The following is a 17,982-nucleotide window of genomic DNA, read 5'->3' on the forward strand; positions in this document are numbered from 1 at the left end:
TTGCAAACCCTCGCTGGGGGGATTCTCAAACGCAATCCAAGCTTCTACACTTGATACAGATTCGTTGCACCGCACCGAAACAAGATGTAGTAGGCAAGACTGTCATGGCACAATCATCCAGCGTGGCGCGTGAACCCTCCATGGAGGAAATTCTCGCATCGATTCGTCGCATTATTGAAGAGAGCGACACAGGCCGGTCCGATGATACGCTGCCACAGCCCGTTAATTCCGACGTGCCTGCACGCACGGCTGTGCTCGAGTCCACGCCGGTGGGACAGTATCACGAGGAACAACTGCCGCCACGCGAAGGCATCGCCGTCTCGCAGCCAAATTCACAATCCTTCGAGACGGCGCATCCGCGCCCAGCTCCTTCGCAATCGAAGCCGGTTGAGGAGGCTGGTGCCGTAGCGTCCTCAAAGGCCGAGAGTGAGCAGCCACTGATTGCGCCTGCAGCCAAGACAATTGCCCCACTGCCCGCCGGGGACGAACTGGAGGCATTTATCACTTCGCCAGTATCGCCGGAGCTGGAGCCGATGACGGCAGCGCCGGACCAGACATTCATCCCGGAGCCAGTTCAGCCCGATATTGAGATCGAAGCCGTGGCAACGTCTGTGATTCCGCCAGTGGTAACGGAGCCGGTCGATCGTGAGGCGGAAGCGGGCGTGGACGACGACGGATCGCTGGATCTCGAGCGGGCGCTGGAGCCAATCCTATCAGAGGCGACGGAGCGTCAGGTCAGTTCGGCCTTCGAGGATTTGTCGTTTGCCGTGCGCAACGAGCAGCGCCGTTCGTTCGACGAAATCGCCCAGGATATCATGCGCCCCTTGCTGCAGGACTGGCTGGACAATAATCTGCCGTCACTGGTCGAGCGCCTCGTGCGTGAAGAGATCGAACGTGTGGCACGAGGCGGCCGGCGCTGATTTGGCGCCAGAGTTAGTTTCTCACCATTACCTTGAGTAGCCTTGGCGAAACATACTGGCTCTTTCCGTCTTCAAGGTCGGAAGCTGATAGCCGGCCATTTGCCGCGTCATCCACAGGACGTTATGGGCGAGACGAATGCGGTATCGTTTTCCGGTAAGTCCAATAAGATTACCAGGTTTTTGCGCTTGTTTTTCGATGTGAGATAGTTGCTGCTGACGCCAGCTCTGTCTTCTTGACGACCGGGACTTCCACGTTCTTCCTATGGTCCATGCTGAGCATGGTTGGTGATGTCCAAGCGCCGATAGCCAGTGACGACACAAATAACACAGCCAATGATAATGCATATAGTATGATTGAGTGTTGTATATTCATAAAAAATCTCTTTGAAAGGAATTTCTTCTGAATAATCGCGCTGGTTGTAATAAGCAATTCAACGAAAGTCGTAGGCAGCGCGTTTCGTGCCCCAGATAAGTCGGCATTGACTTATAGGCGGCCATTCGGTTTACACCGTAACCATTCCCTTTCCGCAAAATGACGGACAATTTTGATGCTTGAGAAGACGTATGACGCAGCGGCTGTAGAGCCGGAGATCGCAAAACGCTGGGATGAAGCCGGTGCTTTCAAAGCGGGTGCCGGTTCGAAGCCAGGCGCCGATCCCTTTGCGGTCGTCATTCCGCCGCCGAATGTGACGGGTTCTCTACACATGGGGCATGCGCTCAACAATACGATTCAGGATATTCTCGTCCGTTTCGAGCGCATGCGTGGCAAAAACGTGCTGTGGCAGCCCGGCATGGACCATGCGGGTATCGCGACGCAGGTGGTGGTAGAGCGCCAATTGATGGAGCGCCAACAGCCGGGCCGCCGTGACATGGGCCGTGAGAAGTTCGTCGAACGGATATGGGAGTGGAAGGCCGAGTCAGGCGGCATAATCGCCGACCAGCTGAAGCGTCTAGGCGCTTCCTGCGACTGGTCGCGTGAACGCTTCACGATGGATGAGGGGCTGTCCAAGGCGGTTCTGGAAGTCTTTGTAACGCTTTACAAGGAAGATCTGATCTATAAGGACAAGCGACTCGTCAACTGGGATCCCAAGCTTTTGACCGCCATTTCCGACCTTGAGGTCGAACAGCGGGAGATCAAGGGCAATCTCTGGCATTTCCGCTATCCGCTGGAGAACGTCGCATTCGATCCTGAGAATCCGCATACCTTTATTGTGGTGGCGACGACGCGGCCGGAGACCATGCTGGGCGATACCGGCGTTGCGGTTAATCCGGACGATTCCCGTTATCATGCGCTAGTCGATAATAACGTCGTCCTGCCGCTGGTTGGGCGTCATATCCCGATCGTCGCTGATGCCTATGCCGATCCCGAAGCGGGTTCCGGTGCGGTCAAGATCACGCCGGCCCATGACTTCAACGATTTCGAAGTGGGCAAGCGCAACGATCTGCGCCAGATCAATATCCTCAACACGGACGCCACCATACACCTGAAGGACAATGACGATTTCCTGGAGGGCCTTGAGCCATCGCGAAATCTAACTCAGCTCATTCATATGCTGGACGGCCAGGACCGTTTTGCCGCCCGCAAGATGATTGTCGGCATGATGGAAGAGGGCGGCTATCTCGACAAGGTCGAGGACCATACGCACATGGTTCCGCATGGGGACCGCGGCGGTGTTCCGGTCGAACCTTATCTGACCGATCAGTGGTATGTGAACGCGGCTGAACTTGCCAAGCCGGCCATTGCCAGCGTGCGTGAGGGACGGACCAACTTCGTTCCGAAGAACTGGGAAAAGACCTATTTCGAATGGATGGAGAACATTCAGCCCTGGACGATCTCGCGCCAGCTGTGGTGGGGTCATCAGATCCCGGCCTGGTATGGCCCGGATGGAAAGATTTTCGTCGAGCGTAGTGAAGAAGAGGCGCTGAGCGCTGCCATTCAGCATTATCTCGCCCATGAAGGGCCTATGAAGGCCCATGTCGAAAACCTCATCGAAAACTTCAAGCCGGGCGAAATCCTGACACGCGACGAAGACGTTCTCGATACGTGGTTCTCCTCGGCCCTTTGGCCGTTCTCGACGCTGGGATGGCCGGACAAGACGCCGGAACTCAAGACGTATTATCAAACGGACGTGCTGGTCACCGGCTTCGATATCATCTTCTTCTGGGTCGCCCGGATGATGATGATGGGTCTGCATTTCATGAATGAAGAACCGTTCCACACGGTTTACGTGCATGCCCTCGTCCGTGACAAGAACGGCGCCAAGATGTCGAAGTCCAAGGGCAATGTCATTGACCCGCTGGAGTTGATCGACGAGTACGGCGCAGATGCGCTGCGATTCACGCTGGCGATCATGGCGGCTCAGGGACGCGATGTGAAGCTCGATCCGAGCCGCATCGCCGGTTACCGCAATTTCGGTACCAAGCTTTGGAATTCGACGCGCTTTGCTGAAATGAACGGCGTTGCTCGCGACCCGTCGTTCCTCCCGGAGAATGCAAAGCTGACAGTCAATCGCTGGATCCTGACCGAACTCACCAATGCGGCCCGCGACGTCACCGACGGCATTACCAGCTACCGTTTCAACGAAGCTGCCAATGCTGCCTATCGCTTCGTCTGGAACCAGTTCTGCGATTGGTACATCGAACTCTTGAAGCCGGTGTTCAACGGCGAGGACGCCGAGGCAAAGGCGGAAGCGCAAGCCTGCGCCGCCTATGTTCTGGACGAAATCTACAAATTGCTGCACCCGTTCATGCCGTTCATGACCGAAGAGCTTTGGGCGCATACGGCAGGCGAGGGGCAGAAGCGCGAGACCTTGCTATGCCACGCCGGCTGGCCGGAGCCCGAATTCCTCGATGCGGAAGCCGCTGCCGATATCAACTGGCTTATCGACCTGGTGACCGGCATTCGCTCTGTACGTGCCGAGATGAATGTTCCGGCGTCGGCGATGGCGCCGCTAGTGGTCATCGGCGCCAATGAGGTGACACAAGAGCGGCTGCAGCGCCATGACGCTTCGATCAAATGGCGGGCACGCGTTGAAACGATCGCGCTGGCAGACGATGCGCCGAAGGGGTCGGCACAGTTCGTCATCGGTGAAGCCACGGCCTGTCTGCCGCTCGGCAGCCTCATCGACGTGAATGCCGAGATCGCCCGGCTTACCAAGGAAGCAAGCAAGATCGCCGATGAATCCGACAAGACCGGCAGGAAACTTGCTAACGAGAAATTCGTTGCCAATGCGAAGCCGGAAATCGTGGAGGCGGAACGTGAGCGGCTCGCCGAACTTCGCGCCGCGGCTGAAAAGATCGAAACGGCCATCCGCCGGGTCCGCGAGGCGAGCTGAAGTCGAGCACCTCTGCCCGTTCGAGCGATTCTCCAACGGCATTAAATCAGGACTTCCCCTTGTGACGCAGGGGGAAGCTCCCCATTTAGGACGATGAAAAGCCCCAATTCCGTCATTTTTGAACGACGTTGCATTTGAGCAACAATGGCGTTTTTGGCACAAAAAAGCTCCGATTTTGGCTCTAACTAATTCGACTTAATGCAGAAAATCGCAGAAACGTGTTGAGTGAAACGTGAAATTTCGAGATTTTGCGTTGTTCTACCTGTTTTCCGAATAATCGGCCTGTCGCAAATCCGTTGCACGATTGGCGGGCTTTGTTACCTATTACGTATTGGTAACAATTTTGCTGAACTGTTGTTGCGTTCAGGAAGCTTTTCAGACTTTCGGGGAGGACTAATGTCAAAAGCTATATCAACGATTTTGGGCGGGGCGTTGCTTTTGACGGGCGTGGCCTCTGCTGCTCAGGCCGGGGGGCTTGAGCGCGGAGGCTACAACTGGGACCTGTTGTTCGAGCCAGGCCGTGTTGCAACGGAAGCCGGCGTGATCTATGTCATGCCTGATCGCAGGATCAAGAATGCTGTGGACACGCGGCCCATTGATGGCCGGGGCGCCAACGGCATTGGGGGCGGTGCGACCTCCGTCGATGAAACGCCGGACTATTCTGTTCCGCGTTTCGGCTTGAAGGTAGGTATCACTGACGAAGCCGACTGCCTTGCCACCTACAGCCAACCTTGGGGTGTGCATACAGATCCGGGTGCTGACTGGGTCGGCGCAAATCAGAACATCGAGACCAAGATCGACAGCGACGATTACGGCCTGACCTGTTCCTACAAGTTTGCCTTGAACAAGGGATATCTGCGTGCCATTGGCGGCGTGTCCTATCAGGAACTCGATGGTTTCAAGAACAGGCTCGTGTTTGGCAATATCTTCCAAACACCTTTCGCCGCTCTTGGTTACGACGGCCAAGGACTTCTCTCATTGAATGCAGATGGGGTGGGCTGGCGTGCTGGTGTTGCTTATGAACTTCCCGAATACGCGTTACGCGCCAGCCTTATTTATAATGCTGAAATTGACCTTGGCCAAATCAACGGCACGGTCGATCTGACAGAGATTCCAGGCGCCCTGGCGTCGACCCTGCGCAATCCGTTTGTGGGGCGCGTGACTGACGTTTACGGCACCGCGACGATGCCGCAGTCGTTGGAATTCAAGTGGCAGACCGGCATTGCTCCCGATTGGCTGGCCTTCGGTACCGTGAAGTGGGTTGACTGGAGCGTTCTCGAGGTTGTTGCCTTCTGCCCGACATCGACGAAGGCCCTCGGATCCTGCGGACCGAGCTCGCCCTTCCGGCTGACATCGCTGGATCTGATGTTCCAGGACGGCTGGACTATCTCTGCCGGTCTTGGCCACAAGTTTAACGACCAATGGAGCGGATCGGCTCAGATCAGCTGGGATCGCGGTACGTCCACCGGTCTGACCACACAAACCGATACTTATCTCCTGTCAGGTGGTGTTTCCTACACTCCGAACAAGAATATCGAGATACGCGCCGGTGGCGCGGCGGGTGTGCTGACGTCAGGTTCATATGGCCCCACGGCTTGCCCGGGCACTCAGACCTGCGGTACCGACGTGACCTATGACTTTGGCGATGATTTCGTCGGTGCCCTGTCACTTTCGGGTAAGCTCAAGTTCTGATCCAAACCCTTGATAATAAAGAAAAGCCCGGCACAGCCGGGCTTTTTTGTTTCGAAGGCGGGATAATCCGAAGATTTGCGCCGGGCACAGAACCATTTTCACGGGCTCATCAAATTTTGTGACGATTCAGCAACACTTCTGGGCGATGATTTGTGGCGCGAGCGCGGAGGGCAAATCTGCCCATTTTGCGCCACAAACCCGGAGCACCTCGAAAGGGCGGCAACCGCGGTTGGTTGGAAGGCATATGCAATAGTGCAGATGTTCCGCATGGGGAAATGATGGACGCGACTTCTAACTTACAGGCAAGCACTTCACGCCGTCACGCTTTGCCTGGCTCCCATAGGGTTTTTGACGCGACCTGCCCAACTCACGCCGATGTTACCGCTAAACGAAGCTTTCGCGCCTCTATTGGCCGTACTATTGCCGGAAATCGGTCAAATGATTGCTGGAATGACGTGCAAGATTTGAACATCCCGTCGCTGGCTGCCGTGTCGATGCAGCCTGGCGGGAGTTGCACCCGGGCCGCTGGTATGGCGCGCGTTGCCGCGACACAGCTGATATGGGTGAAGAAAGAACACTGCAATGCTCATCGCTGATCGTTTTCTCTCTCCGCTTGTCGGGATTGGCCTGTTGATGAGCGCCATGGTGGGCCCTTGCTTTGCTTTCGATACCCAGAATGAGGTGAAGGAGGATTCGAGCCCTTTCGCACTCTTCAAGTTTGGATTCTCTGCCTACAAGAATGGTCACAAGGATGAGGCGGTGAAAGCGCTGCGCTTTGCCGCGGAGAAGGGCCATCAGGGCGCGAACTGGAAGCTCGCCCGCATGTATGCGGAGGGCGATGGGGTCAAGGAAGATGACTACCAGGCATACAAAATGTTCGAACAGGTCGTTCAGGAGGGCGCCGACCAAGGCACCGAGAACGAAAGCTATGTCGCCGATGCACTGGTAGCGCTCGCAGGCTATGTGAAGCGGGGTATCCCCAATTCGCCGATCCGCTCCAATCCCGGCGCGGCGCGGGACCTTTACCTGCAGGCCGCATCGAATTTTGGCGACTCCGATGCACAGTTCGAGCTTGGCAAGATGCTGATGAAGGGCGAGGGCGGTCAGCCCAATCCCAATCAGGCCGCCCGCTGGTTCCGCCTGTCGGCGCAAAAAGGCAACGCCGGCGCGCAGGCCATGCTCGGCAATCTCTTGTTCCAGGCAGGTAAGACCGTGCGCGGCCTCGCCATGATGACGGCGGCGCTCGAGCACGCCAGCAAGCAGGACCGGGCCTGGATCCGCGATGTGCAGGAACAGGCATTCTCGATATCGGATGAGGCCGACCGGCGCACCGCGATGGTGCTGGCCGAGGATATCATCAAGACCGGCGATTTCTGAGCAATCACTTATATGGCAATGCGCCGGGCATGGACTGCCGGTGGTTGGGTCGGACACAGCACGCCGCCAGGCGCTGATATTGGTTCCTTGATGCCAAACGCGCTTCAAGGAATTGCAGCGCACGGAGGTGTGGTCGAAAACCTGCGAGCAGACCCATCCGCCCTTCGACCATGGTGAGATGTTCGAGTAGAGAACCGCGTTGCAAAAACAACACGACAGGCAGACCCTGTCTGAGTATTGCGCACAATTGAAATGCGGAAGGATCCCCGGTCAATTCGCCGAAGGTCTAGGGGAAAACGTCATAAATCTGTTGCGGATCAAGCGATCGAAATTGCGACGGGCACGTGGTCCGAAGGCTTTTCCCAGGCACGGACATGTTTTTCAATGCTAGCGGATTCGAATAGGTTCGCCGCTTCCGGTGACAGCATCAAATGGTCGATTCGAATGCCGTTGTTCTTCTGCCAGGCGCCTGCCTGATAATCCCAGAATGTATAGGTGCCAGCTTCATCGGTGACGCTGCGAACGGCGTCGGTAAAGCCGAGATTTTCCAAACGCCGGAAGGCCTGGCGTGTCTCTGGCTGAAACAGAGCGTCGTTGACCCAGGCTTCCGGATTCCTTGCGTCGATCGGTTCGGGGATCACATTGTAGTCGCCGGCCAGGATGAGCGGCTCCTCCAATGCAAGCCGCTCCTCGGCCCAGCGCTCCAGCCGCGCCATCCAGCGCAACTTGTACGGAAACTTTTCGGTGTCGATCGGGTTGCCGTTCGGCAGATAGAGTGACACGACGCGAAGGACGCCTTTCTCCGTCGAGAACACTGCCTCGATGAATCGGGCTTGCTCGTCGGCTTCCTCGCCCGGAAGGCCGCGGGTCACTTCTTCAGGGGATATCTTGGATAATATCGCGACGCCGTTGAAACCTTTTTGGCCATGGGTTTCCACATGATAGCCGAGGGCTTCCAGTTCGAAACGCGGGAAGCCATCATCAACAGATTTGATTTCCTGCAAGCAGACGATGTCCGGATCGGATTCCTTGAGCCATGCCGTGAGCACTTCTATGCGCGCTTTGACGCCATTGATGTTCCAGGTAACGATTTTCATGGAGATCCCGGTTCTGGTTACAACAGCGGTGTTGGCAGACAAACGTCAGATCGAAAAACTGGTTCCGCAGCCGCAGGACGCTGTTGCGTTGGGATTGCGGATCTGGAAGGACTGACCCATCAGATCATCGACGAAGTCAATCTCAGAACCGCCAATATAGGGCAGGGAGATGGAATCGATGAGAACCTTCGCGCCGAGCTTTTCGATGACGATATCGTCTTCGTCCTGTACATCGACCAGATCGTATTTGTAGGAGAAGCCCGAGCAGCCGCCGCCTTCAACAGAAATGCGCAGGGCGGTCTTTTCCGGTTCGGATTTCAGAATCGCCGAGATGCGCTTTGCAGCGGCGTCGGAGACAGAAACATTTGCAACTTCGGTCATTCTTTCATGGTCCTTTGCGGATTACTCCGCTTCGCATCGCCAAGGATTGACATTGCACTGTCACATCTTGCCGTTCATCATACACAATAGCTAAGAATTGGCGACTGCGAAGTCAACGTTATCAGCAGTCTGAGGATGGGAAGGCACATATTTCAATCATGTCCATGCAGGGTATCGGTTTCGGTTACAGGGAGAGGGCGCCCTATGCGTGCGATCCGAATGCGAGCCGGGGAAGGCTTGTGCCCGAGAGCGAGAGCCCTACGCGTACCGTGTTCCAGCGTGATCGCGATCGCATCATTCATTCGACGGCATTCCGGCGGCTGAAGCACAAGACGCAGGTGTTTATCGCGCACGAGGGCGATCATTATCGGACCAGACTGACGCACACGATCGAGGTAGCGCAGATCGCCCGGGCGCTGGCGCGCTCGATGCGCCTGGACGAGGACCTGGCTGAGGCCATCGCTCTCGTTCATGATTTCGGCCATACCCCTTTCGGCCATACGGGCGAGGATGCGCTGAACGAAAAGATGCGGGAATTCGGCGGCTTTGATCACAACGCGCAGTCATTGCGGATCGTGACAAACCTCGAAAGGCGCTATGCCGAGTTCGACGGGTTGAATCTGACATGGGAAACATTGGAAGGTTTGGTCAAACACAACGGGCCGCTGACGGACGACGCGGGCAAGGGGTTAGGGCATCCAGTGCCCGCACCAATTCTCGAATACAACGCCCATCACGATCTGGAATTGGCACGTTTTGCCTCATTGGAAGCCCAATGCGCGGCGATTGCCGACGACATCGCCTACAATGCGCACGATATCGATGACGGGCTTCGTTCGGGCCTGTTATCGCTTGACGCCCTGGAAGATGTGGCGATCACCGGAGATATTCTCCGGGCTGTGCGGCAGAAATATCCTGCCCTTGACGATGTGCGTACGTCGCATGAGATCGTCCGGAGGCAGATCACGATCATGGTTGAAGACGTGATACGCGCTGCGCAGGCCAATCTCGAAATGCTCAAGCCGCAGACAGTCGGCGATATTCACGGCGCTGGGCGAACGATCGTCGGATTTTCAGCGCCGCTGCGCGAAGAGGAGAAAATGCTCAAGGCGTTTCTGTACAAGAACCTCTATTTCCACGCGAGTGTGGTGCGCGTGCGCAAATCCGCTGACAGGATTGTGAGGGAGCTGTTCGACGCCTATCTCGCCGATGAGCAATGCATGCCTGAAGGTTGGCGCGACGGGCGGAAACAGGCCGATCTGGCTGCGCGCGCGAGGCTCGTGGCGGATTTCCTGGCGGGTATGACCGACACCTATGCTGTGCGCGAACACCGCAGGTTGTTTGACGACACGCCCGATTTGGCCTAGAGACCTCTGCAAATCCACCCCGATGGCCATCTGATGCGATTTTCTGCGCTTCCGGTGCTCACGGACCAACAAGTCCGCTGCGCTCCGGTTCTCGAAAACCACATCAGACTGCATCATCAGGCTGAATTTTCAAATGGTCTCTGAAGGCGAGCGCAACGTCGGCAAATAGCCGGTAATTTTATACAAACCCCGAATGAGTATGACGTCATGAACATCTTCGCCGATTTCGACGCGCGGATTAAGAAAGCCCTGCAAGCGCTTGAATTGCAAACAACCGATGGCGCAGAGATGGATTTGTCACGTGTGGGTGTAGAGCCGCCACGCGATCCAAGCCATGGCGACATCGCGACCAATGCGGCAATGGTGCTTTCGAAGGCGGTCGGGCAAAATCCGCGCGAACTTGCGGTCAGGATCGGCGAGGCGCTGAAAAATGACCCCGATGTCGGTTCCGTGGACGTTGCGGGACCTGGCTTCATCAATCTGCGCCTGAAGGATTCCTACTGGCACGGCCAACTTGCCGGGATGCTGAGTGCAGGTCTCGACTATGGCCGGTCGAAACTCGGCTATGGTCACCGCGTCAACGTCGAATATGTTTCGGCGAATCCCACTGGCCCGATGCATGTCGGTCACTGCCGAGGTGCGGTTGTTGGCGATGCCCTGGCGAATCTACTCAAATTTGCCGGCTACGACGTCGCCAAGGAATACTACATCAACGATGCCGGGGCGCAGATCGATGTGCTGGCAAGCTCTGTGATGTTGCGGTATCGCGAGGCGCTCGGGGAGCAGATCGGCGATATTCCTGCAGGGCTCTATCCTGGCGATTACCTCGTGCCCGTTGGGCAAGCACTCGCGGCCGATTATGGCACGAAGCTCCTGGAGATGCCGGAGGATGAAGCTCTTGCCATCGTCAAGGACCGGACGATCGATGCGATGATGGCGATGATCCGCGACGATCTCGCCTCGCTCAATGTCCATCATGACGTATTCTTCTCCGAGCGCACGCTGCACGCGAACAATGCCAAGCTGATCCGCTCTGCGATCAATGATCTGACGCTGAAGGGCCACGTCTACAAGGGCAAGCTGCCGCCGCCCAAGGGGCAATTGCCGGAAGATTGGGAAGATCGCGAGCAAACCCTGTTCCGGTCAACCGATGTGGGCGATGATATCGACCGGCCACTGGTCAAGTCCGATGGTCAGTTCACCTATTTCGCCGCCGATGTTGCCTATTTCAAGGACAAATATGACAGGCACTTCGATGAGATGATCTATGTGCTTGGTGCCGATCATGGCGGTTATATCAAACGGCTCGAATCCCTGGCGCGGGCTGTTTCGGGCGGAACGGCGAAGCTGACCGTATTGATCTGCCAGCTCGTCAAACTCTATCGCAACGGCGAACCCGTGCGGATGTCGAAACGGTCAGGCGAGTTCGTCACCCTGCGCGATGTGGTGGAAGAAGTAGGCCGGGATCCGGTGCGGTTCATGATGCTGTACCGGAAGAACGACGCCCCGCTCGATTTCGATTTCGCCAAGGTGACCGAGCATTCCAAGGACAATCCAGTCTTCTACGTGCAATATGCTTCGGCGCGCTGTCATTCGGTCTTCAGGCAGGCGATGGAGCAGCTTGGCATTGGCGAGGAAGCATTGGCTGGGAGTGCCCAGCACTTCGGTTTGCTGACAGATGAGAGTGAAATTGCGCTTATTCGCAAGCTCGCGGAGTACCCGCGGCTGATTGAAACAGCCGCCTTGCACCAGGAGCCGCACAGGCTTGCATTCTACCTATACGACCTTGCAAGTTCGCTGCATACGCAGTGGAACAAGGGAACCGAAAATCCGGACTTACGTTTTATTAAGGTTAACGATCCAAACTTGTCCAAAGCCAGGCTAGGGCTGGTTCAGGTTGTTTCGAAAGTCCTGGCGTCCGGATTGTCAATAATAGGTGCGGACGCCCCGACTGAAATGCGCTAAGGCGTAGAAATCCTGTCAACTTTTGCCCACATTGCGCTGGTATGGCCAATGCGTGACGTTTTTTGACGTCCACAGTTGAGAGTACAGGATTAACGCCATGGCGGACAATTATATTCAGCGTTCTCACCGGCAGGATGATTCGCGACTCGGCAATGACGACCCTTTGTTGGAGCTCTCCCGTATCATGGGAGCACCAGAAGACGAAGAGTCGACAGCGGGGTCGAACGACGATCTTGCTCTGGATCTCGAACGCGAACTGATGGGAGGCTTCGATGAGCAAGTCACCGTTCAGTCCGCCGGGGCCATTCCCGATGATCAGCACGCGGCGGATGACGATCATCTGGCCGTGCAGGAGTTTCAGGACTCCATCGAACGCGAGATGGCGCTGAGCGAGCCGTCGAGCGATCATCAGGCGATCGCTGCAGCTGTCGCGGCTTACGAAGAACCTGACTATGCCGATTACGAACCCGACGCATCTTATGCAGATGGCGAAGCCGGCGAGGGTACAGCGCCCGTTGCTAACGCGGAGCCGGTTGCCCCCCAATATGAGGAACGCCCGGGTGTCGCAGCTCCGTCGCTCAGCCTTGAAGACGAGCTGGAAACGCTGCTGTCCGGATCGGCGCAACCTGTCGTGCAGAGGTCGGCCAATGCCTCCTGGGGCTATGGCTCGCAGACACAGGTAGCTGGCCGCACAGAACCTGCGCCATTGATCAGCCGTACAACCAGTTATCAGCCACCCGCGGCACCGGAACCTGAAATTCCGCAGGCGGCCGAGGTGCACGAACCCATCACCTATGATGCGACTGAGGATCAGGTGCAGGATTCGGAGCACGAAGATTTCGATACCGAAGAGTTGATGGCAGCATTCGATGATTTCGAAGTGTCTGCAGACAGCGACGAAGTAACTGCACACAGTGAAGAGGAGCAGGCGCTCCCGGTGGAGCACAACGAGCCGGTGTTCCCGCGCTATCATAGTGTCGTGCAGTCCGAAGTAAACGCTCGCGAGCCGATCACGGTACCGGTTGCGAGCCCAGTTGCAAGCGCCCCAAGATTGCCCGAAGTGCATGATCTTAGCGATTATGCGGACGAGCTTGATCGCGCGGCTTCATCGCTTGATGCTCCTGACGTGGACACGGTGGCGGTGACGGAGAACCGCGTTGAGCAGACGGAAGCGCTCAATCTTCCGGCTGTGCATTACGAAGATGACGTGCCGCCTCACAGCGGCCTCGGTGAGCTTGAAACCGAATTTGCCGAAGTGTTCGGTTCGATAGAGGCGGAAGATCCGCGTACGGCCCATGCGGCTCACGAGGAAGCGCCGAAGTCCGAGACCGAGCAAGATCAGTATGCGGATATTTTTGCCGATGTTTTCGGCAATCAGGCTGAGCAGGAGCATTACAGCCCGTCGGGCTATGCCGCCGCTGCCGGGGCAGCGGCCGTTGGCATGGCCGGAGCTGCTGCTCAAAAGAGCCGGTCTCAGGCTTATCGTAATGGCCCTGAGGAGGATGCTGATTTCGGCTACGACCCACAGCGCGACGAAGTCGAAATCGCCGCTACACCCTACGGACAGCAGGAAACGAAGGCCCGGCGCAGCAGTTACTTTGTGCCCGGCGTTGCTGCAGCAGTCGTGCTTGTCGCTGTCGCCGGCGCCGTAGCTTACAAATGGACCGGCAATTCGGGCGGCGAACCCGTGGTCATCATGGCCGACAAGACGCCGATAAAGGTTCAGCCCGAGACCACGAGTACTGCGGTTGTTCCCAACCAGGATAAGGCCGTCTACGACAAGGAAGCGACAATCGCTCCGGAAGCACCGAAACAGGACCAGCTGGTGACGACGCGCGAAGATCCTGTCGATCTCGCTGCCGATGAAGATGAAGATATGCCTGCAACCGACAAGGTCGAGGAGCGGGTTGATCCAGCCAGCGAGGACGTTGCTACGAGCGAACCGCCGGCACAGCGCAACGGTGCGATTGCACCACGCAAGGTGCAGACCATGGTTGTCAAGCCGGACGGAACGATGGTCGCAGCCATTCCTCAAGAAGGGGAGGCATTGAGTGCCGGTCCCGCCGCTGCGCCGGCCGAGCGTCCCGAGCCGGCACTCGCTCCGGTAGCATCGAACGCACCTGCACCAGCGCCTGCCGCTGATGCGAATATGTCTGCACAGCCGGACGAGTCGGCGGATGACGCAATTGGCTCGCTCGTCCAGGGCAACGAGCCGCCCGCGCCAGGGCAAGCTGGCGCACCGGCTCCGGTTGCTGCGAAACCCGCACCGACGGCACCAGCCGCTGGCAAACTGCCAGCCAAACCGGTCGAGACGAAAAAGATCACGCAGGAAACGGTTGCCAGCGCCTCACCGAAGAATATTCCGGTGGTTGAGTCACGGCCTTCCGAACAACCGCTTGATATTGTCGATCGGGTTCCGCCAAAGAACGCTGCAGGCCAGCAGGTTGCCTCGACCGCTCCTGCAGCAGGCAGCTACATGATCCAGATCGCTTCGCAGCCGAATGTCGAAGGCGCACAGAAAACCTACGCATCGCTGTCACAGAAATATGCAAGCGTGATCGGCGGGCGCGGTGTTGATATCAAGCAGGCCGAGATCGCCGGCAAGGGCACGTTCTTCCGTGTCCGGATCCCTGCGGGTTCCAAGTCGGACGCGGTCGCGCTCTGCACCAAGTACAAGTCAGCCGGTGGCAGCTGCTTCGTCACGCAGTAAGATCGCCAGCACTCGTGTGAAAAGGCGGCCACGGCCGCCTTTTCCTTTTCTGCATTGAAGAAGTAGACTTTGCACATGAGCGAATCAAAAGCATGGATTGCCGGGACAGCCGGTTTGAAACTGACCCCGGACGAGATCGCGTTCTTTCGCGACGAGCGGCCTTGGGGTTTTATTCTGTTTGCCCGCAATGTCAGCGAGCCCGCGCAGATCGAAGACCTTTGCGCGCACTTGCGTGATCTTGTCGGTCGCGATGAGGCCCTTGTGTTGATCGATCAGGAAGGCGGACGCGTGCAACGGTTGCGGCCGCCGCTTGCGCCGAACTACCCTGCGGGCTCAGCGCTGGGCGCGCTCTTTCGCGAGGACGAGGAGAAGGGGCTCCGTGCAGCATGGCTGCTGTCGCGGCTCCACGCTTTCGATCTGCTGAAGCTAGGCATCAATGTAGACTGTCTCCCGGTGCTGGACGTCCCTATCGAAGGGGCGAACGACGTGATCGGTACGCGGGCCTATGGCAAGCATCCTGAGATCGTAGCCGCCATGGGCCGCGCGGCGGCCGATGGCTTGCTTGCGGGCGGAATGCTACCGGTGATGAAGCATATCCCCGGCCATGGGCGCGCTTTCGCCGACACCCATCATGAGTTGCCGACTGTCTCCACGCCGCTGGAGGAACTGGCCGAACACGATTTCGCGCCGTTTCGGACATTGGCCGATCTGCCGATGGCCATGAGTGCGCATGTGATCTTTTCGGCGGTCGATCCAAAGGCCCCGGCGACGACATCCGGCAAGGTCGTGGAAGAGATCATCCGCGACTATATCGGTTTTGACGGGTTGCTGATGAGCGACGACATCTCCATGAATGCACTTTCTGGGGATTATTTCGACCGGACCAAAGCAATCTTTGCGGCGGGGCTCGATATCGTGCTTCATTGCCATGGCATCATGGAGCAGATGCGGGCAGTTGCATCCTGCACGCCTGAGCTCGAGGGCAAGGCATTCGAGCGAGCAGTGCGGGCGATCGACTACAGAAAACAGCCGGACGCCTCGAATGAGGAAGAGCTCCGGGAAGAATTCCAGCGTACTTTCGAGGCGGTGGCATAGAAACGAGAACGATTTGGCTGCGAGCGAGCAAAAGATGAACGGCAAGAGCACGACGCCCATGGAGGTGTTGTGGGAAAGCCCGTCCGATCGCGGCCTCAGCGAGCCCTCTCTTGTCATTGATATCAAGGGGTTTGAAGGACCTCTTGATCTTTTGCTGCATCTTGCCCGGAACCAGCGGGTCGATCTCGCGCGTATTTCTGTGCTGGCTCTGGTCGAACAATATCTGGTGTTCATCCGCCAGGCACAGGCGCTGCGGCTCGAGCTTGCGGCCGATTATCTGGTCATGGCGGCCTGGCTTGCCTATCTCAAGTCCAAACTTCTGATCCCCAAGGCGCCGGGTGACGATGGGGAAAGCGGCGAGGAGCTGGCCGCAACGCTGCAATTCAGGTTGAAGCGGCTCGAGGCGATGCGCGACGCTGCGGCCAAGCTGGTCAATCGCAACCGGCTCGGGCGCGACGTATTTGCCCGCGGCATGCCCGAGGCGGTCATCGTCGATCAAACCAACACCTATGCTGCCACCCTTTATGAATTGCTGACGGCCTATGCCTCGCAGCGCCAGAAGCGGGCTGTGTCACAGGTGCAGATCGCTCGACGCACCGTCTGGTCGCTCAAGGACGCACGCGTGATCCTCATGCGCCTTGTCGGCGAGACAAAGGACTGGACAGCACTCGATCAATATCTGCTCGAATTCATTGTTTCGCCGGCGGATAGGGCCACAGCAATTGCGAGTTCGTTTGCCGCCAGCCTTGAAATGGTCCGCGAAGGTCATCTCGAAATCCGCCAGACCGGCGCATTCGACCCGATATATCTGCGCAACAAGCCAGTGAGAACGGTCGAAAAGCGCGTCGCACCATTTGAGGACATGGTCGATGGCTGAGTCCGTGCAAGGCCCCTTCGAAACCGAGAATGAAGAATTCCAGCCTGCGGCGGGACATTGGAACGCGGCGCTGCCGGTATCAGAGGCGTTGCGCATGGTAGAAGCGATCCTGTTCGCTTCGGCTGAACCGGTGACCGAGAAGGCGCTAACGGAGCGGCTGCCGTCCGGGATCGATGTACCGGCGCTGCTTGGCGAGTTGCAGGAGATTTATTCCAAGCGCGGCATCAATTTGCGGCAGGTCGGCGGCGCCTGGGCATTCCGGACTGCTGCCGATTTGGCATTCCTGATGAACCGCGAAGCGGTGCAGCAGAAGAAGCTTTCACGCGCGGCGCTCGAGGTACTGGCGATCATTGCTTATCACCAGCCGGTTACACGCGCCGAACTCGAGGACATTCGCGGCGTCGAGACATCCAAGGGCACGCTCGACGTTCTGATGGAGACGGGCTGGATCAAGTTTCGCGGCCGCAGGCGCACGCCTGGACGGCCGATCACCTATGGCACGACGGCATCATTCCTCGATCATTTCGGCCTGCAGGAAGTGCGCGATCTGCCTGGCATCGATGAACTGCGCGGAGCAGGGCTGCTTTCCGCGCGCATGCCGTCAAACTTCTCCATTCCGATCCCGGCCAACGATCCGGATGAGCTGACTGAGGACGAAGATCCTCTGACCGATATCGACCTTGAGGAACTGGGTCTTTTGACGCCCCGCGTCGAACATGATTGAGACACGCTTCGCTTCTAACATCTCCGCCAATGTGGCTTAAAGAGCCCGTTGCAGAAGAATTTGTGCCGGAGATTTCACTTCGCACTTGCGCAGCGTTTACATGAATGTGAAACAGCAAAATACACTTGTGTTTGAAAAGCACGGGGAAAAGGCATAGATGAGCCCAAACTGTTGGGCTAATGTGAGGATCAAATGGGTAGTTTTTCAATCTGGCACTGGCTTATCGTGCTTGCAGTCGTGCTTCTTCTCTTCGGTCGCGGCAAGATTCCGGAACTCATGGGCGACGTTGCCAAGGGGATCAAGAATTTCAAGAGCGGCATGAGCGATGACGATGCCGCAGCTGACAATTCCAAGACGATCGACAATCAGACGAGCCAGCCGGTGAATTCAGTCAAGGAAAAGACGACAAAGTCTTGAATGACAAGGATTAGTCTTGTCCTGC

12 protein-coding genes and 1 pseudogene are annotated in these 17,982 nt (G+C 57.4%); 11 read left to right on the top strand and 2 right to left on the bottom strand.

Features of this window, described 5'->3' with window-relative positions:
* Positions 1-104 precede the first annotated feature (104 nt).
* From CU102_RS12880 to CU102_RS12895, 4 genes are all read left to right on the top strand, one after another.
* Positions 105-920: a DUF2497 domain-containing protein gene (locus tag CU102_RS12880; RefSeq protein WP_106711499.1), complete on the top strand. Its 816-nt coding sequence runs from the start codon at positions 105-107 to the stop codon at positions 918-920.
* Between the two features lie 548 nt (positions 921-1,468).
* Positions 1,469-4,255: a valine--tRNA ligase gene (locus CU102_RS12885; protein WP_106711500.1), complete on the top strand. Its 2,787-nt coding sequence runs from the start codon at positions 1,469-1,471 to the stop codon at positions 4,253-4,255.
* Between the two features lie 396 nt (positions 4,256-4,651).
* Positions 4,652-5,947: an OmpP1/FadL family transporter gene (locus tag CU102_RS12890; protein ID WP_106711501.1), complete on the top strand. Its 1,296-nt coding sequence runs from the start codon at positions 4,652-4,654 to the stop codon at positions 5,945-5,947.
* Between the two features lie 582 nt (positions 5,948-6,529).
* On the top strand, positions 6,530-7,324 hold the full coding sequence (locus CU102_RS12895) for a tetratricopeptide repeat protein (protein WP_106711502.1): 795 nt from the start codon (positions 6,530-6,532) through the stop codon (positions 7,322-7,324).
* Positions 7,325-7,641: 317 nt separating this feature from the next.
* Here CU102_RS12895 and xth read toward each other — a convergent pair whose 3' ends face one another.
* Both xth and erpA read right to left on the bottom strand, forming a co-directional pair.
* Entirely contained in the window at positions 7,642-8,421 is a 780-nt protein-coding gene (xth, locus tag CU102_RS12900) for an exodeoxyribonuclease III (protein WP_106711503.1), read from the bottom strand.
* A 45-nt stretch (positions 8,422-8,466) separates the two neighbouring features.
* A complete protein-coding gene (gene erpA, locus CU102_RS12905; RefSeq protein WP_106711504.1) occupies positions 8,467-8,802 on the bottom strand; it encodes an iron-sulfur cluster insertion protein ErpA in 336 nt (111 codons plus the stop codon).
* Positions 8,803-8,960: 158 nt separating this feature from the next.
* On the opposite strand from erpA, the gene CU102_RS12910 reads away from it, so the two are divergent.
* From CU102_RS12910 to CU102_RS12940, 7 genes and pseudogenes are all read left to right on the top strand, one after another.
* Positions 8,961-10,169 carry a deoxyguanosinetriphosphate triphosphohydrolase gene (locus tag CU102_RS12910; RefSeq protein ID WP_106711505.1) on the top strand — a complete coding sequence of 403 codons (1,209 nt, stop codon included), beginning with the start codon at positions 8,961-8,963 and terminating at the stop codon, positions 10,167-10,169.
* Between the two features lie 207 nt (positions 10,170-10,376).
* Complete coding sequence (gene argS / locus CU102_RS12915; protein WP_106711506.1) at positions 10,377-12,134, top strand: arginine--tRNA ligase; 1,758 nt, start codon at positions 10,377-10,379, stop codon at positions 12,132-12,134.
* Between the two features lie 1,981 nt (positions 12,135-14,115).
* Positions 14,116-14,844: pseudogene (locus CU102_RS31140) on the top strand (SPOR domain-containing protein); the annotation flags it as partial.
* Positions 14,845-14,919: 75 nt separating this feature from the next.
* Positions 14,920-15,939, top strand: coding sequence for a beta-N-acetylhexosaminidase (gene nagZ / locus CU102_RS12925; protein ID WP_106711508.1), 1,020 nt, complete (start codon positions 14,920-14,922; stop codon positions 15,937-15,939).
* Positions 15,940-15,952: 13 nt separating this feature from the next.
* On the top strand, positions 15,953-16,816 hold the full coding sequence (locus tag CU102_RS12930) for a segregation and condensation protein A (RefSeq protein WP_425351542.1): 864 nt from the start codon (positions 15,953-15,955) through the stop codon (positions 16,814-16,816).
* Entirely contained in the window at positions 16,809-17,540 is a 732-nt protein-coding gene (gene scpB, locus CU102_RS12935; RefSeq protein ID WP_166648502.1) for an SMC-Scp complex subunit ScpB, read from the top strand. Before CU102_RS12930 ends, scpB begins: the two co-directional genes overlap by 8 nt.
* A 192-nt stretch (positions 17,541-17,732) precedes the next feature.
* A complete protein-coding gene (locus CU102_RS12940; protein WP_106711509.1) occupies positions 17,733-17,957 on the top strand; it encodes a twin-arginine translocase TatA/TatE family subunit in 225 nt (74 codons plus the stop codon).
* Positions 17,958-17,982: the final 25 nt, after the last annotated feature.

It is taken from the genome of Phyllobacterium brassicacearum, from assembly GCF_003010955.1.
Taxonomy (GTDB): domain Bacteria; phylum Pseudomonadota; class Alphaproteobacteria; order Rhizobiales; family Rhizobiaceae; genus Phyllobacterium; species Phyllobacterium brassicacearum.

Bases quoted from the DNA above. Each gene is read 5' to 3' on its own strand.
- CU102_RS12910 (WP_106711505.1), top strand. From the start codon at position 8,961: ATGTCCATGCAGGGTATCGGTTTCGGTTACAGGGAGAGGGCGCCCTAT.
- CU102_RS12940 (WP_106711509.1), top strand. From the start codon at position 17,733: ATGGGTAGTTTTTCAATCTGGCACTGGCTTATCGTGCTTGCAGTCGTG.
- CU102_RS12895 (WP_106711502.1), top strand. From the start codon at position 6,530: ATGCTCATCGCTGATCGTTTTCTCTCTCCGCTTGTCGGGATTGGCCTG.
- scpB (WP_166648502.1), top strand. From the start codon at position 16,809: ATGGCTGAGTCCGTGCAAGGCCCCTTCGAAACCGAGAATGAAGAATTC.
- nagZ (WP_106711508.1), top strand. From the start codon at position 14,920: ATGAGCGAATCAAAAGCATGGATTGCCGGGACAGCCGGTTTGAAACTG.
- argS (WP_106711506.1), top strand. From the start codon at position 10,377: ATGAACATCTTCGCCGATTTCGACGCGCGGATTAAGAAAGCCCTGCAA.
- CU102_RS12890 (WP_106711501.1), top strand. From the start codon at position 4,652: ATGTCAAAAGCTATATCAACGATTTTGGGCGGGGCGTTGCTTTTGACG.
- CU102_RS12880 (WP_106711499.1), top strand. From the start codon at position 105: ATGGCACAATCATCCAGCGTGGCGCGTGAACCCTCCATGGAGGAAATT.
- CU102_RS12885 (WP_106711500.1), top strand. From the start codon at position 1,469: ATGCTTGAGAAGACGTATGACGCAGCGGCTGTAGAGCCGGAGATCGCA.
- erpA (WP_106711504.1), bottom strand. From the start codon at position 8,802: ATGACCGAAGTTGCAAATGTTTCTGTCTCCGACGCCGCTGCAAAGCGC.
- xth (WP_106711503.1), bottom strand. From the start codon at position 8,421: ATGAAAATCGTTACCTGGAACATCAATGGCGTCAAAGCGCGCATAGAA.